Consider the following 14,473-nt stretch of genomic DNA (forward strand, 5'->3'; position numbering starts at 1 on the left):
CCCTGCGAAGGCAGGGGTCTAAATTCCGCACCGAAGTAGGAATGACAAATTCACTCGTCCATATATGACTCTTTTCTGTGTAAACATATAGCCAATTAAAACCCCCGTATCCTTGCTATTGATTTGTTAGATCGCTCTTTGATAAAATTCAAAAATTGGCTAACTGAATCAACTATGTCATCATTTTTGCAATGTGGGAAATTTAACAATTCATTGAGTAATATACTATTAAAAGCCGATTGTTTTGGCAAAACTACGGCTGTAGATTGGAATAAAGCTAAAACTGAGGAGAATCTAGTAATTTTATCAAGTCTGGGCTTTATGGCAACTATATTAACAATCCCATCTAATCTTAGGTCTTGTATAACTTGCTGACCACTGGCTTTATCTTCAATTAATATATATCTAGGACAATATTTCTTGGCTAGTTTTTCTACTTGCCCCTTTAACTCTGGATAAGTAACTTTTTGCCTGAACATTGATACAAGATAATATTTCTTATCTAAAATACCCCAAGAGGTACAAACGCTATAATCAGCATTTTCTGAAATTTTAATGGCAGTATCCCAACTTTGCACAAAATAATCAAATTTTTTTGGTATGGTTTCATAAAAACTAATATCCTCAATATTTAACAATATACAATTATTAGATATTGGCTCTTGCAAATATTGAGCAGCATAATTATGCACACCAATTTCTTGTTCTAATTTTATCAGATAATCAGGATTATCGCGAAAACTATGCAAAATATCACCTGTAACATATTGATATTTATACTTATTGATTGAAAATATTTGTTCTCGTTTTGCCATAGCTGGAATTTTTAAATGATGCCAACAATTGGAATTTGCCAATAAATGTCCGCTTAAATCTTCTTCATGTAATCTTTGCATAACTAATACTATTGCTCCGGTATTTTTGTTGTTAAGTCTGGTGACAAAAGTTTGTTCAAACCATTCAATCACCCGTTTACGCATTTTGGGTGAATTGATTTGAGTAGGGTTATGTGGGTCATCAATAATGAGTATATCACCCCCCTCACCTGTTGCCGAACCACCAACTGACGTAGCAAACCTAAAACCATTATTATTTGTCAGAAATTTACTTTTTTGATTATGTTTCTTACTTAAAATAGTCTTCGGAAAAATTTGCTGATACCAATCGGAAGTAAGTACCAAACGACAATCTAAAGAATGTTTTACACTTAATACTTGAGAATAGCTGGCGGACATAATCCTTTTTGTTGGATCATGTCCTAATATCCAGGCTGGCCATGCTACTCCAATACATACAGATTTTAGAGACCTAGGCGGCATATTAATGATTAGCCTCTTAATATCTCCATTCTGTACTGCTTGCAAATATTCAGCAATTAGCTCAATATGCCAATTGGCTTGATATTCTACTCCAGGATTAATGGTATTAAATACTTTATTGATGAAACTATTAAAATCTTGCCTCAATATTGCATATAATAACTTCTTCGGATAAGTCATTGATATTTACTCAAAAATTCAGCTATAATTTCTTTGTCCTCTTCTTTCATTATGGTGTTTTCATTTAAATACTCATCTTTGCTAAGTTTATTTAGCTGAATAATTAAATTGACTAATTTATTCAGCGTTTCAGTAATATTCTTTTTAACTACTATCTCCCCCTTGGATTTTTTTGATTCTAGCTCATCTATTTCATCTTCAAGCAGAGAAACTATCTTAGCAATAAAACCATATAATGTAGTAATTGTATCGTTTGTCATAATCTATCTCCACCATCTATTGGTTTAAGACCGACAAGAGATCTCTTCTCGTTCAAAGTCATAAAACTAGCATTGGAGATTTTAGCCCATAAATTCTCTCGTTTTTCGGTCAATGCTGAAATACTATCCCGATCAAAATCAATAATAATCTCCTCTTGATACCAGTGAGACAACCAGTTACCTAAGGCGTCTGATAATTTATCAAGCAACGGAATTAACGTCTCTTCCCACAGAGCTAATCTAGCTTCTTGCATATTACTATAAGTATTATCACCATTGATACCTAACAATTGAGGGGGAATACCAAAAGCTAAAGCTATTTCCCTAGCTGCAGAGTTTTTTGCCTCGATAAAATCCATATCCTTGGGATTAATACTCATTTCTTGCCAGTCAAGTCCACCTTCTAAAAGAAGAGGCTTACCAGAATTATTGCTACTGGTAAATTTTTCGGTAAGTTGCTCGTGTAACCTATCAAACTGCTCATCACTAAGATAACCATTAGTTTCTTTGACTATCAATGCTCCACTTGGACGAGCTCCATTCCTCAGTAAAGAACTATTCCAGCTAGTAGCTTGCAAATGCAGATCGATTGACAAGGAAGCCGCATCAAGGCAAGATAGTCCATAATAACAGTTGGTAGGATGATAGTTTTTCAAATGTAGCACCTTGCTCATTCGATCAATTGATGAAATAGGATAAATTCTTTCTCCACTGCTATTTATATATCTATATGCTACTGGAGAATTCCTCTCTAATACTAATTCAGTCGAATTGGCAGGTAATAAGTAAATTTCTCGGGGACGATTATTTATTAATGTTACTAAAATATAAGCATTACCATATAACAGCTTACTTGCTATCACTTCACCAAAAAAATCTGCTCCAGCTTTTTCTGGATTAGGTTTTTTCAATAAATTATAAACAGGATGATTTGGCATTTTTTCAAAAGCCCCTCGGTTGTTTTTACTAACTATCCAAGGGACATGACTTGCTGACTGGGCTATTAAATTCACACATCGATAAACTATAACATTTTTACGATATGCCTCTATCCCAACTTTTACATCCCTAAATTCTGAATTCCCTAAACTATTAAAATCAATAAATGTATGAGATTTACAATTTTTGGCTTTAAAGACCTTTCTAAGATATTCTGTTATCATACTTACCTAAAATAAATTTCTTGTAATTACTTATAACATTATTTTATTGCTGCACTAAGTGTTGACGCATAAATATTTGTCAAATATTTAAATTTTTTTTATTGCATTACATACCTCCCTTGATTACAAATAAACCAACTAACCAATAAACAAGGAGAAATAATATGTCTAAGGAGAATTAAGATGACGAAAAGACCAAAACATGACCAGTTATTTAAGAAAATAATGGGAAATGAAATAGCAGCCCAAGAATTTTTAGAATATTATTTACCGAATAATTTTAAAGAAAAGATAGACTTATCCAAGATCAAAATAGAGCAAGAAAGTTATATTGAAGAGAGTTTGAGACGAAAATATAGTGACATAGTTTATTCGGTAAGAACTAAAAATGATGAGAGTGCATTCATCTATGTTTTGCTTGATCATCAATCGACATCTGATTATTGGATGGCACTAAGACTTTGGAGGTACACGTTATTATTATGTGAAAGGCATAAAAAGAGTGAGGATAAGCTACCATTAATTTGTCCGATTATCATGTATAATGGTGTAGATAAATATCATGCTCCAAGGAATTTATGGAATTTATTTACGGATTCTGAGCAAGCTAAAAAACTGATGACGGAAGATTACCAATTGGTAGATTTACAGAGTATGTCTGATGATGAGATAGTGCAGAAGAAACATTTAGGGATGATGGAATATGTGATGAAGCATATACATCAGCGAGATATGATAAAATTATGGGAGCAGTTTTTAGAAAGGTTTAAGTTAGAAATATTAGTGGATAAAGAGAATGGTTATATTTACTTAAGATCGTTTTTATGGTATACTGATGCCAAATTGCCTGAAGAAAAGCAATCGGAATTAGAACAGTTACTAGCTAAATATTTATCTGAAGAAGAAAAAGGAAATATTATGAGAACCATTGCACAAAAATATATCGATGAAGGAGAAGCTAGAGGAGAAGAGAAAAAAGCTATGGCTGTAGCTAAAAATTTACTTAAAGTTGGTGTGTCAATTGATATCATCTCTACATCTACAGGATTGTCTAAAAAAGCAATAGAAGAGTTGGTGGTATAATTTTACAAAAAGCTCTGAGATGTTATAGATTCCGCACCGAAGCTACGATGGCAAGATACGCAGGAACGACAATTTAAGATTACTTAGTCGGCTTACGTCGCTTTGCAATGATGAAGTAATGTTATAATCAATTGATGAGAAGTTGGTGACGTCGTTACTCATCGCTCCTAACCCTAAATTCTTCTGAATTGACTATAGTCGAATTAGCTATAAAGAAAAATGTTCACAACAAACTTAGTAAAATTGCTTGTCATTTTGTTTCCATTCTATTAAAGTATTAGTATGTACTAGCCTAATAAGTTATGGTGGTGTTAATGATAACAATTTTATCAAGGCAATTATTATATGTTCAGCACTCTTAAATATTCGTTTACAGCTATTCTTTTGATAGTACCAATGCTTGCTTGTGCCAACATAGAACCCAAATATAAGGTCAGAAATTTTATGGTATAAAATAATGTTGTAGCTAATCTGACGTCATTGCGAAGAGGTATAAAGTCGACGAAGTAATCCATTTGTGGTTACTTTATGGATTGTTTTGTCGCTACTAAAGTAGTTCTGAGCCATGACGTTGTGTTGCAAACATTAAAACATTAATGCAAGATGCATTAATGTAAAGAATTTAAACAATGAGTTATATTAAATGTCTGCTCAAATAATAGAGTTATTAATTTTTGCTGCGATTGCTTTTTTTATTATAAATAGGTTAATTGCTACGCTTGGCTCTACATCAGATGAAGATCCATCTAAAGGTAAATCTTCCTTTTTCGGTGAAACAGGAATCAGAGACGTTACTTGCACAGCAAAAGCTGATACTAGTGTTTTTTTTAAGAAAAATTTACCTCAAACTATGGTAAAACCAGCCCCTATCAATCCTATGGAATTTGATGGATTAATAGTTGATGAAGATTCTGTGGCTATAATAGCTGGAATTCAAGCTATATCTGCTAAACTTCCATCATTTCAAGCAAGAAAATTTTTGCATAGTGCAAAGGCAGCCTTTGAGCTGATCATTGAAGCTTCTAACGATGATGATATTGACGATTTACTGACATTAGTGGATAAAAGATATATTCAAGAGTTTCATATTTTTTCTCAAACCTATGGAGAATTTGTTCATGGTAGCGTACTAGATGCCCAAATTTCTGAAGCTTATACATTTGCGAATAATATTTTTCTAAAAGTATTATTCACAGGTAAAAAGGTAACTAGTAAGATAAAAAACATGAAAGAAGAATGGACGTTTTCCAGAAGTCTTATTTCTAAAAATACAGATTGGTTTTTAACTAATGTTGTTCGCCTAGAAAATGAGGAACAGCTAACTTCTTAGCCTCTGATGATTCACCAGTATAAATTATATTTTGGTAATTAAGTTTGATAACAGTAAACAAAGCTGGGTGATCGTTCTCTACATTAACAATAATTTTTACGATTTGGGGGAATTCTTTGGTTAATATCTTAAACATATAATCAAGCACTAGCATACCGTAATATCTCGTACTACCAGTTTTATTAGTTAAAATAACAGGATCGTGAAATTCAGATAAAAACTCTCGTGCATCACTTAAGTTTTCTATTGTATAAGTTGTTGGGTTTGGCATTTTATAAACCTATATAGTAATTGATAAGAAATTACTGACGTCACCACTCATTGCTTTTGCTAGCCAATTCTTGAAAGCAGAGAAATATAAATTTGTTCACAGCTCCTAATAAAATCTTTTACTAATAAAACAGCAAATTGGTATAGACAAAATATATATAGAGGCAATGAATGGTAATAAATACCATGGATATATAATAAGACTTATGATGATAACAGCAAACACCATCATAGCTAATGATAAATATTCGTGTTTTATCTTAATATTTTTTGTCGAAAATGTTGGCAACCTACTAGCCAGTAAAAAAGCAATTACCACAATATATAGACCTATTATAATGGTATGGGTACGAATATTGATACCTAAAATGCCACTCACTTCAAAATCTAAAATCATGGGAATTAGAGCAAGTAAAGCTCCACAAGGAGCAGGTACACCAGTAAAAAAATATTCTAGTTTCTTATTATTTGCCTCATGAAAAATAGCAGTATTAAATCTTGCAAGCCTTAATGCCATACATACGATAAATAGCAATATAGTTCCCCATGAAAATACTTTATATTCATATTGTTGAAAAGACCATAAATATACAAGACAAGCCGGCACTACTCCAAAATTAGCAAAATCACATAATGAGTCCAGTTCAGCACCAAAAGGACTAGTAGCATTTAGCATCCGTGCTATCCTACCATCAATTCCATCTATTATAGCAGCAACTAAGGTGCAATATACAGCCCTTTCCCATATACCATCCAATCCAAATTTAATGGCACTAATACCAATGACAAGCCCCAATAGAGTGATAAAATTAGGAAGCAATTTTATAAACGGAATTGGTTTTGTTATTCTAACTTTGCGTATTCTAATCAATTTATACCTATATACTTACATTAAAGTAGCAATAGCCTCACCTTCTTTCAAATTTAAGTTCAGATGTTTTTTTGTTCTTAAAATCAGCAATAATAGTTTCTCCACCAACTGCAGTTTGCCCTTCAGTAACACAAAGGGCAGTTTTAAGTGGCAAATAAACGTCCGCTCTACTACCAAAACGGATAATACCATATCTATCACCAATTCTAACCTCAGTATCTTCTTCTAAGTCACATAATATCCTTCTGGCTATTAATCCTGCTATTTGGACAAAAGCAATTTTATGCCCACTTTTTGTTTCCATTAAAACAGATTGACGTTCATTATAGATACTGGCTTTATCAAGAGAAGCATTAAAAAACTTTCCTGGATTATAATGTAGAGATAAAATCTTACCGTTAGCTGGAATACGATTTACATGAATATTAAAAATATTCAAAAAAATACTAACTCTAATCATCTCCTGATCACCAAGACCAAGTTCTATCGGCGGAACTGCTTCAGTTATTTTTTGTACTATTCCGTCTGCTGGGCTAACCACCAAATCGTCACTAATCGGGGTAAATCGATCCGGATTTCTAAAAAAATATACACACCAAATTGTCATAACCAATCCTATATACCCACAGGTATTATTGACAGTAAAGAGTAAAAAAGTTATCACAGCAAAGCTTACAATAAATATGTAGCCTTCTCGATGAATAATCTTCGACAAATCATTATATTGCTTCATTCTCACTCTCTAATTTGTATTATTTACTTTTGGCAATATTGTTATTATACATTATATTATTAATGACACTAATAGGTAATTGCATTTTATTTTTATTTTTTTTTATTATTCACCTTATGCAACCCTCATAGCAATTTAAAAATTGCAGACAAGTACCCATCATTGCGAAGAGTGCATAAACCTCAAACGTCATTGCGAGAAGCTACTATTTTAGTAGCGGTGAAGCAATCCATTTTTAATAACTTTTCTGGATTGCTTCGTGACCTTACGGTCTCCTCGCAATGACGGTTTCTCAATTATTGTTTTCTTAAACTACGCCTATGCACAATGACGGAAATAATTTTAGCCAAACGTCATTGCGATGAGGTGCAAAGCACGAACGAAGCAATCCATCCAGATATATCATATATCATCGCTAATATCATTATTACTTTCTGATTCTTCATTTTTTTCAGCTCTATCGTCCTCTTCTTGGGCTGAACCAAGAGCATACACACATAATTCTTCAAGTAATACATTATTCTTATTAGCCAGTTCTTGTAGTTTAGTAATTGCATCCATGACCTCTGCTGGTATTTTTCCACCACGTTGCTTTGATAACCAGTCATCCTGAAAATGCAAAGGATGATGTCCCGGCTCAGGCTGCCCTACATATATGGTAAACGGTGCCATTTGCCCACCAAAATCACAATTAACAGTAAATTTCTTCATAATATAACATCAAATTATTAAAAATCCCTATATAGCAAATCTAAATCATTTTTGTGTCACCCCTGCATAAGCAGGGGTCTAGATTCCCGCCTACGCGGGAATGACATGGTAAAAACGTCATTGCGAAGAGGCGTGAGCCGACGAAGCAATCCAAGAAAATGGTTAGAAATGGATTGCTTCGACCTACTTGCGTGGTCTCGCAATGATGTCTGAGGTTTGTATACTCATACTACTCAGGTTAGCTATAATAAATGTTCAAATTTCTTAGAAAGTTCATAATTAGTAGCAACAAACATTTCATCATTATTTATTATTGCTCCACCTGCTTCTCGGACGATTAGATCAAAGCCAGCTTTCAAAGTATAATTTAATGATGAACAATAAACAACATCAATCTTACCAGCTGCCAGTAGTAGCATTCCATAACAATGACAACCAAGAACCCTAGCATTTTTCAAAAAAACTGGGTTAATATTAAGATCATCGGTAGCGATTAGAAAATTATCAACACTATTACAACCAGAAACCCTTAATCTACTATTGTTACTAGTATTATTTTCTGACCATACCCCTCTTCCTTTTTCAACATAATAAATCTCATCAAAAGCTGGAAAATTTATCACCGTACATATCGTAGTTAAAATTTGATTAATCTTCTTTAAACACGTTATAGATACAGCAAAAAATGGTAGGCTCTTTTCTAAATTACTAAAACCATCCAGCGGATTTATTAGTAAAACCATCTCTTCACTATTATCTAGTTTAAACTTATCCTCTGGAAAGAATAACGCACTTGTATATTTTTGCAACTCATTACGTAATAAATCTTGTGCTTTAACATAAGCTTTATTACAAAAATCATAATTTCCTTTACTAGACCTTTGAAGCATTCCTAGCTCCAAAAAATCTCTATGCAAAAATTTAACAGCTTTACGTGAAGCAGCAATAAGTAAACTGGTTATCGGTTGTTGCATAAGATATTACTTAGCTCTTTCAACAAAGCTAACATCTTCAATTTTTACCACTATTTTCTCACCTACCACTAAATAAGGTGGTACCATTACCTTTACTCCATTAGTTAAAATTGCTGGTTTGTAAGAAGATGTGACCATAGCCCCTTTAATTACGGGATCAGTTTGCATAATTTCAGCAATAACGGTTTGTGGTAATTCAACACTTAAAGCTTTTTCCTCATAAAACTGTACCTTTAATACCATATTATCTTCAAGGAATGGCAAACTTTCACCAAGAATTGACTTATTAATTAAAATTTGCTCAAAGGTCTCATTATCCATTAACACTAGATTATCTTCCTCAAAATAGAGGAATTGTAAATCTTTGGTATCAAGTTGTGCTTTTTCAACATAATCAGATGAATTAAACCGCTCGTTAAGCTTTGTACCAGTTTTAAAATTTTTCATCTCTACTTGTACATAAGCCCCACCTTTACCGGGTTTAGTATGTTCAGGCGTTTTATGCACAACCCATAGCTCATTATTATACACTATAATGTTGCCAGCTCTAATAGCATTTGCTGAAATTTTCATATTATTATTACTTTATTATTATACTTATCTAAAATCTAGTCCCAAATTAACTATTAAGAACATGAATTTATTAGGAAGAATATACAATAACTGCTATAAAAACAAGTATATTTAAGTAATATAATTTCAGAGTAGTTTAGAAATCGTAGGAAAAAACAAACGATGTCATTGCGACGAAGCAATCCATTTTTGTGTCACCCCTGCTTTGGGGCGGGGTCTAGATTCCCGCCTACGCGGGAATGACAGGGTAAAAACGTCATTGCTAGGAGGCGTAAACCGATGAAGCAATCCAATAATGTGTGGATTGCCGCGACCACTATGTGGTCTCGCAATGACGTATACTTCTATAACTCGTCATTGCGAGGAGGCGTAAGCCAACGAAGCAATCCATTTTTGGTTACTTCTTATGGATTACTTCAATGCTACTTAAGCTCCTTGCAATGACGTCTTGTACTTTCCTGCAAATTTTAAATTATCCTGATAATAATTTAGTAAAATTACTTAGTGCTATAAAAAATTATGATACAATCACAATAGACCTATTGCATAACCTAATCTAATTGGTAATTTTGTTGTCAAAACTCGTCTCCGTTCCTCACGTACATCTTAGTACGCTGCGGTACTCGACTTCGTTTTTCCTAAAAATTCCTCAATTATCTTTAGGTTATGCAAGAGGTCTAATATTATAAAAAACATAAAGAGAATATATTTATTTTATGACTGCCAATGTACTAGTAGTTGATGATATAGAAGCAAATATTAAATTACTGGAAGCTAAACTTTTAGGGGAATATTACACTGTCTTTACTGCCAATAACGCCAAAGACGCTCTAAATGTTCTTGCCATTAATAGAATTGATATTGTATTGCTTGATGCCATGATGCCTGATATGGACGGATTTGAAACCTGTAGAAGAATTAAGTCTAATATTTCTACCATGCATATACCAGTTATTATGGTTACAGCCCTTTCTGATACTGAAGATCGCATCAAAGGTCTGGAAGCTGGAGCTGATGAGTTCTTAACAAAACCTATTGATGATACTGCTCTTTTTGCCAGGGTACGATCTCTTGCTAGAATGAAGGCGGTTATTGATGAACTCAAACTAAGAAATACTACTAATGCTGAATTAGGTGGCTCTGTCATAGAAATACAAGATAATTTTTCAGATAGTAAAATACTGTTAATTAACGATGATATAGTACAGGCAAGAAATATCAATAAAATGCTTCTAACTCTTACCCCCAATATCAAAATAATATCTGATATCAATGAATTGGAGAAAGATAGTGAAGATACTCTAGATTTAGTAATTATTAGCTGTCAATTAGAACAAGGAGACCCTTTGAGAATAAGCGTGATGTTACGCTCTAATACTAAATTTCATGATATAGTGCTGATATTACAAGCTGAAGAAGAAAATAGAGCAACAGTTATCAAAGGTTTAGAACTGGGTATTAATGATTATTTTATGTATCCAGTAGATAAGAATGAGCTGTTAGCTAGAATTAGAACTCAACTGAGAAGAAAACACTATCAAGATAAATTACGCAATGATTTAGAATTAAGCGTAAACTTATCTATTAAAGATGGTTTGACTGGTATATTTAACCGTCATTATTTTGATACGCATATAAAGCAAATGGTAAAAAAAGCTGATGATAGCAAAAGACCTTTATGCTTACTAATGTGTGATATTGATTATTTTAAACAAGTTAATGATAATTATGGTCATCAAGCGGGAGACGTAGTGCTAAAAACCGTTGCTAATGTTCTGAAGAATATTTTTAGGGTTACAGACTTAATTGCTAGATATGGAGGTGAGGAATTTGCTGTCCTGTTAAACGATATAACAATTGACGAGGCTATGTATGTAGCGGAGCGGGTAAGAACAAGAGTGGAATCTATTGAGTTTAAAGTTAAAACTCAAGAAAATCCTATTAAAAAAACTATCTCAATAGGAGTAACTGAATATAAAACTGGAGAAACTATTAGTGATTTTATAGAGCGTGCCGACAAAGCTCTTTATCAAGGAAAGGAACAAGGGAGAAATAGAGTGATTAAAATAACTTAAGATTAATAATTTAGGTACACAAATGAAGAGCAATCAGGTATAATAGGTTGAGAGATGGGCATTTTGCAAATCTGCCTTTCATACAAAACTTAAGAATATGAAAAATAAAACTCTTCGTAAATGTTACCATGAATTACCATACAGACCAAGTGTAGGTATGATGATAATTGATGGTACTAATAGAGTGTTTGTTGGTAAAAGAATCGACACTAAAATATCGGCTTGGCAAATGCCCCAAGGCGGTATAGATTTGGGAGAAACACCCAGTGTTGCAGCTCTTAGGGAAATGCTAGAAGAAATAGGTTGTAATAAAGGTGATATTCTTGCAGAAAGCAAATATTGGTATAGTTATGACGTACCTAAAATTTTAATACCTAAATTATGGAATGGTAATTTCCGAGGGCAAAAACAAAAGTGGTTTTTAATTAGGTTTAAAGGCACTAATGAAGACATTAATATTAACACTAGTAACCCAGAATTTGAGGAATGGCGTTGGGTTAAATTTGACGAATTATTGTCAATTATAATTCCCTTTAAACGAAAACTTTATAAAGCTGTAGTTAAAGAATTTTCTCCGATCATTAATGATACACTATGTTCTGTAAAGTAAGAAATTAGAAATTAAATTTGGTATTATGACTAATAAAAAACAGTTGGCTTTTGGTGTAGATTCTCGTAGATGCGAGAAATATAGTTTGCGTCAAAGTAGATATTACGTTATTTCAAAAGATGTTAGTCGTATTGTAAGTGAAATTAAATCTAAAAACCAAAGAGTAAAGTTATTAGATATTGGTGTTGCTTCTGGTGTGTCTCGGCGTTATATCGAAAATCAACCAAATAATGAAGTAATAGATTATTATGGAGCAGATATTGAAATAAGAGATGATATATATAAGAAGGAATCTTATAGTTGTTTATACCAAGCTGATTTAATGCAAGGAATGTTAAATGTTCCGAGCAACAGTTTTGACATTGTAATTTGTGAACAAGTTTTAGAGCATTTAGATGAATTAGAACTTGCTTTTAAATCGATAGAAAGAGTATTAAAGCCTGGCGGGACGTTATTTCTGGGGGTTCCAATTTTCCCTCATGGAATACATTTAGTACGTCGATATTTAGTGCCTTTAATTGATAAAATATGTCGAGTAAAAAAAATTAGAGGTCATGTTCAAGCATTTTCATTAATTACATTTACAAAATTACTTCATAAATATACTGAATTGGAAATTTTAGAGCATAGAGGATTTCGAGTTATTTCAGGAGGTATTCTTCGACCACTTGAAAATCATAAATGGTGGTTAGATTTTAACCATAAATTAGGTAAACTAATTCCTAGCCTATGCATCGAAATTCAGATTGTTGCTAAGAAGAACGAACAGCACGATAGATAGTTACAATGAGTGCATAGCTATATTTACCATATAAATATAAAAAACTTCTTAATAAAAATCTGTATAAAATAAAATAATATGATGCAACATGAACATATAATTAGACTAAGCATCATGGAATTGGGCAATTTATTTTCTGAAATTTTCATATCATCCCTACATAGGTGGGGTTCTAGATTACCGTTTTCGCGGGAATGACAATTTACAGGCTTATAAATAAATATCACAAGCTTTGCTAAATAAAGTGCAGAGAATAAAGTACTTAAAGCTAGCACTCCCATAACTAATATTTGATTTTGCTCAGCAGCGGCAAGCATAATATAAAATTTACTAATAAAACCACCAAAGGGGGGAATGCCGATTAACGATAAACTGGCAATACATACCATAAAGCTAGTTTTTGGCATTTCTTTACCAGCATTGATTAGGTTAGATATCTGGTTAGTCTTCTTTAAGCTATAAATACTTCCCATTCCATAAAATAAACAGATTTTAGTAAATGAATGTGAAGATAAATGTAGGATAGCTGCTCCTATAGATTTTGAGGTAAACATCAAGCTACTAAGTAAAGCTATCCCTAATTGGTTAATCGTAGAGTAGGCTAGAATCTTCTTAATATTATCACTAGTTAATGCCTTAAAGGAACTATAAAATATGGTGATAATAGGTAAGAAAATGATCCAATTAAATTCGGCAAAAATAGAGTGTAAATATTTAAGACCAAAAATATATATCAGAATTTTATAAATACAAAAAAGTCCAGTTTTAACAACTACCACTGCATGTAGCAAAGCACTTACAGGGTAATGTGCTACCATTGCCGCTGGTAACCATTGATGCAAAGGATATAAGGCTGCCTTTGATGTGCCAAAAATAAACATTAATAACAAAATTATGGTTTGATTCTTGGAAAAATAATGCTCGATAAAACCTTGGGAGGTAAAGTTACCATGCCCTGCTTTAGCATAAATAATTATTATAGCTGGCAAGAATAGTAATATCCCTGAGATCATCAATATTTTTAAATATTTATAGACTCCTGCCATAACTTTATCTCCACCACTATGACCAATTAATGGAGCAGTTGATAATGTTAATATTTCATAAAAAATAAACATCGTAAAGAGATTTGAAGATAATGCTACCATCCCCCCAGATAATACGCTTAGATTAATGAAGAATAGAAAACGACTAGAATTATCAATATTATTAATTGCCAAATATTTAGTGGTGTAAATTAATGCACAAATCCATAAGAAGCTCAGTAAGGTTAAGAAAATGAGACTGAGAGCTTCTAAATGCAGTCCAATAGCAAAATTACTAAAGATGGTTATTGATAGATTGGCTCTTACGCCCTTCAGAAATAACCAATCAATAATTAAAATATTGACAAAAAAGAAGCTACTAATGGTAATTAATAAAGAGTTACGTGTATTATTATCACTATTACTGATAAAAGGTGTAACTAAATTTAACATAGCTAAAAGTAAAGTTGATATAATCAAAAAACTAGGGGTAACAGAAGGGTACATTAACGCCC

Annotated in this window: 15 protein-coding genes; 5 read left to right on the forward strand and 10 right to left on the reverse strand. The window is 32.6% G+C overall.

Going from position 1 to position 14,473, the window contains the following annotated elements; all coding sequences use genetic code 11:
• Window positions 1-95: 95 nt before the first annotated feature.
• From terL to ACQH1V_RS07115, 3 genes are read right to left on the reverse strand one after another with little or no spacing between them, the layout of a single operon-like run.
• A complete protein-coding gene (terL, locus tag ACQH1V_RS07105; RefSeq protein ID WP_375333853.1) occupies window positions 96-1,499 on the reverse strand; it encodes a phage terminase large subunit in 1,404 nt (467 codons plus the stop codon).
• Window positions 1,496-1,759: a hypothetical protein gene (locus tag ACQH1V_RS07110; RefSeq protein ID WP_341749493.1), complete on the reverse strand. Its 264-nt coding sequence runs from the start codon at window positions 1,757-1,759 to the stop codon at window positions 1,496-1,498. Before ACQH1V_RS07110 ends, terL begins: the two co-directional genes overlap by 4 nt.
• Window positions 1,756-2,922 (reverse strand): phage portal protein, encoded by a 1,167-nt coding sequence (locus ACQH1V_RS07115; protein WP_425360289.1) that lies wholly within the window; start codon window positions 2,920-2,922, stop codon window positions 1,756-1,758. Before ACQH1V_RS07115 ends, ACQH1V_RS07110 begins: the two co-directional genes overlap by 4 nt.
• Window positions 2,923-3,105: 183 nt before the next feature.
• Between ACQH1V_RS07115 and ACQH1V_RS07120 the strand changes: the two genes are divergently transcribed.
• Window positions 3,106-4,005 carry an Rpn family recombination-promoting nuclease/putative transposase gene (locus ACQH1V_RS07120; RefSeq protein ID WP_425360290.1) on the forward strand — a complete coding sequence of 300 codons (900 nt, stop codon included), beginning with the start codon at window positions 3,106-3,108 and terminating at the stop codon, window positions 4,003-4,005.
• Window positions 4,006-4,648: 643 nt separating this feature from the next.
• Window positions 4,649-5,335: a Tim44 domain-containing protein gene (locus ACQH1V_RS07125; RefSeq protein WP_425360291.1), complete on the forward strand. Its 687-nt coding sequence runs from the start codon at window positions 4,649-4,651 to the stop codon at window positions 5,333-5,335.
• Here ACQH1V_RS07125 and ACQH1V_RS07130 read toward each other — a convergent pair.
• The 6 genes from ACQH1V_RS07130 to efp form a co-directional block, all read right to left on the reverse strand.
• Complete coding sequence (locus ACQH1V_RS07130) at window positions 5,292-5,606, reverse strand: hypothetical protein (protein WP_425360292.1); 315 nt, start codon at window positions 5,604-5,606, stop codon at window positions 5,292-5,294. The genes ACQH1V_RS07125 and ACQH1V_RS07130 overlap by 44 nt on opposite strands.
• Window positions 5,607-5,711: 105 nt before the next feature.
• A complete protein-coding gene (locus ACQH1V_RS07135) occupies window positions 5,712-6,476 on the reverse strand; it encodes a CDP-alcohol phosphatidyltransferase family protein (protein ID WP_341748945.1) in 765 nt (254 codons plus the stop codon).
• A gap of 37 nt (window positions 6,477-6,513) precedes the next feature.
• The gene (locus ACQH1V_RS07140; protein WP_094649169.1) at window positions 6,514-7,209 is read right to left on the reverse strand and encodes a phosphatidylserine decarboxylase; all 696 of its coding nucleotides are present in this window, start codon (window positions 7,207-7,209) and stop codon (window positions 6,514-6,516) included.
• 402 nt (window positions 7,210-7,611) lie between these two features.
• Window positions 7,612-7,920: a DUF2610 domain-containing protein gene (locus ACQH1V_RS07145; protein ID WP_341748947.1), complete on the reverse strand. Its 309-nt coding sequence runs from the start codon at window positions 7,918-7,920 to the stop codon at window positions 7,612-7,614.
• Between the two features lie 242 nt (window positions 7,921-8,162).
• The gene (locus ACQH1V_RS07150) at window positions 8,163-8,894 is read right to left on the reverse strand and encodes an inositol monophosphatase family protein (protein ID WP_425360293.1); all 732 of its coding nucleotides are present in this window, start codon (window positions 8,892-8,894) and stop codon (window positions 8,163-8,165) included.
• 6 nt (window positions 8,895-8,900) lie between these two features.
• Window positions 8,901-9,467, reverse strand: coding sequence for an elongation factor P (gene efp, locus ACQH1V_RS07155; protein ID WP_425360294.1), 567 nt, complete (start codon window positions 9,465-9,467; stop codon window positions 8,901-8,903).
• A gap of 716 nt (window positions 9,468-10,183) precedes the next feature.
• Between efp and ACQH1V_RS07160 the strand changes: the two genes are divergently transcribed.
• From ACQH1V_RS07160 to ACQH1V_RS07170, 3 genes are all read left to right on the forward strand, one after another.
• Window positions 10,184-11,542 (forward strand): PleD family two-component system response regulator, encoded by a 1,359-nt coding sequence (locus ACQH1V_RS07160; protein ID WP_094649165.1) that lies wholly within the window; start codon window positions 10,184-10,186, stop codon window positions 11,540-11,542.
• Between the two features lie 97 nt (window positions 11,543-11,639).
• On the forward strand, window positions 11,640-12,152 hold the full coding sequence (locus tag ACQH1V_RS07165; protein ID WP_094649164.1) for an RNA pyrophosphohydrolase: 513 nt from the start codon (window positions 11,640-11,642) through the stop codon (window positions 12,150-12,152).
• Window positions 12,153-12,177: 25 nt separating this feature from the next.
• Complete coding sequence (locus tag ACQH1V_RS07170; RefSeq protein ID WP_425360295.1) at window positions 12,178-12,933, forward strand: class I SAM-dependent methyltransferase; 756 nt, start codon at window positions 12,178-12,180, stop codon at window positions 12,931-12,933.
• 23 nt (window positions 12,934-12,956) lie between these two features.
• Here the strand turns inward: ACQH1V_RS07170 and ACQH1V_RS07175 are convergent, their stop codons facing one another.
• A complete protein-coding gene (locus ACQH1V_RS07175; protein ID WP_425360296.1) occupies window positions 12,957-14,465 on the reverse strand; it encodes a proton-conducting transporter membrane subunit in 1,509 nt (502 codons plus the stop codon).
• Window positions 14,466-14,473: the final 8 nt, after the last annotated feature.

The sequence above is a fragment of the Candidatus Tisiphia endosymbiont of Ceraclea dissimilis genome (assembly GCF_964030735.1).
In the GTDB taxonomy this organism is placed as follows: Bacteria; Pseudomonadota; Alphaproteobacteria; order Rickettsiales; family Rickettsiaceae; genus Tisiphia.

What these genes read in the sequence shown, in the direction of transcription:
- ACQH1V_RS07130 (WP_425360292.1), bottom strand. Translation starts at nt 5,606, where the DNA reads ATGCCAAACCCAACAACTTATACAATAGAAAACTTAAGTGATGCACGA.
- terL (WP_375333853.1), bottom strand. Translation starts at nt 1,499, where the DNA reads ATGACTTATCCGAAGAAGTTATTATATGCAATATTGAGGCAAGATTTT.
- ACQH1V_RS07150 (WP_425360293.1), bottom strand. Translation starts at nt 8,894, where the DNA reads ATGCAACAACCGATAACCAGTTTACTTATTGCTGCTTCACGTAAAGCT.
- ACQH1V_RS07115 (WP_425360289.1), bottom strand. Translation starts at nt 2,922, where the DNA reads ATGATAACAGAATATCTTAGAAAGGTCTTTAAAGCCAAAAATTGTAAA.
- ACQH1V_RS07160 (WP_094649165.1), top strand. Translation starts at nt 10,184, where the DNA reads ATGACTGCCAATGTACTAGTAGTTGATGATATAGAAGCAAATATTAAA.
- ACQH1V_RS07140 (WP_094649169.1), bottom strand. Translation starts at nt 7,209, where the DNA reads ATGAAGCAATATAATGATTTGTCGAAGATTATTCATCGAGAAGGCTAC.
- ACQH1V_RS07120 (WP_425360290.1), top strand. Translation starts at nt 3,106, where the DNA reads ATGACGAAAAGACCAAAACATGACCAGTTATTTAAGAAAATAATGGGA.
- ACQH1V_RS07170 (WP_425360295.1), top strand. Translation starts at nt 12,178, where the DNA reads ATGACTAATAAAAAACAGTTGGCTTTTGGTGTAGATTCTCGTAGATGC.
- ACQH1V_RS07165 (WP_094649164.1), top strand. Translation starts at nt 11,640, where the DNA reads ATGAAAAATAAAACTCTTCGTAAATGTTACCATGAATTACCATACAGA.
- ACQH1V_RS07110 (WP_341749493.1), bottom strand. Translation starts at nt 1,759, where the DNA reads ATGACAAACGATACAATTACTACATTATATGGTTTTATTGCTAAGATA.
- efp (WP_425360294.1), bottom strand. Translation starts at nt 9,467, where the DNA reads ATGAAAATTTCAGCAAATGCTATTAGAGCTGGCAACATTATAGTGTAT.
- ACQH1V_RS07175 (WP_425360296.1), bottom strand. Translation starts at nt 14,465, where the DNA reads ATGTACCCTTCTGTTACCCCTAGTTTTTTGATTATATCAACTTTACTT.
- ACQH1V_RS07125 (WP_425360291.1), top strand. Translation starts at nt 4,649, where the DNA reads ATGTCTGCTCAAATAATAGAGTTATTAATTTTTGCTGCGATTGCTTTT.
- ACQH1V_RS07145 (WP_341748947.1), bottom strand. Translation starts at nt 7,920, where the DNA reads ATGAAGAAATTTACTGTTAATTGTGATTTTGGTGGGCAAATGGCACCG.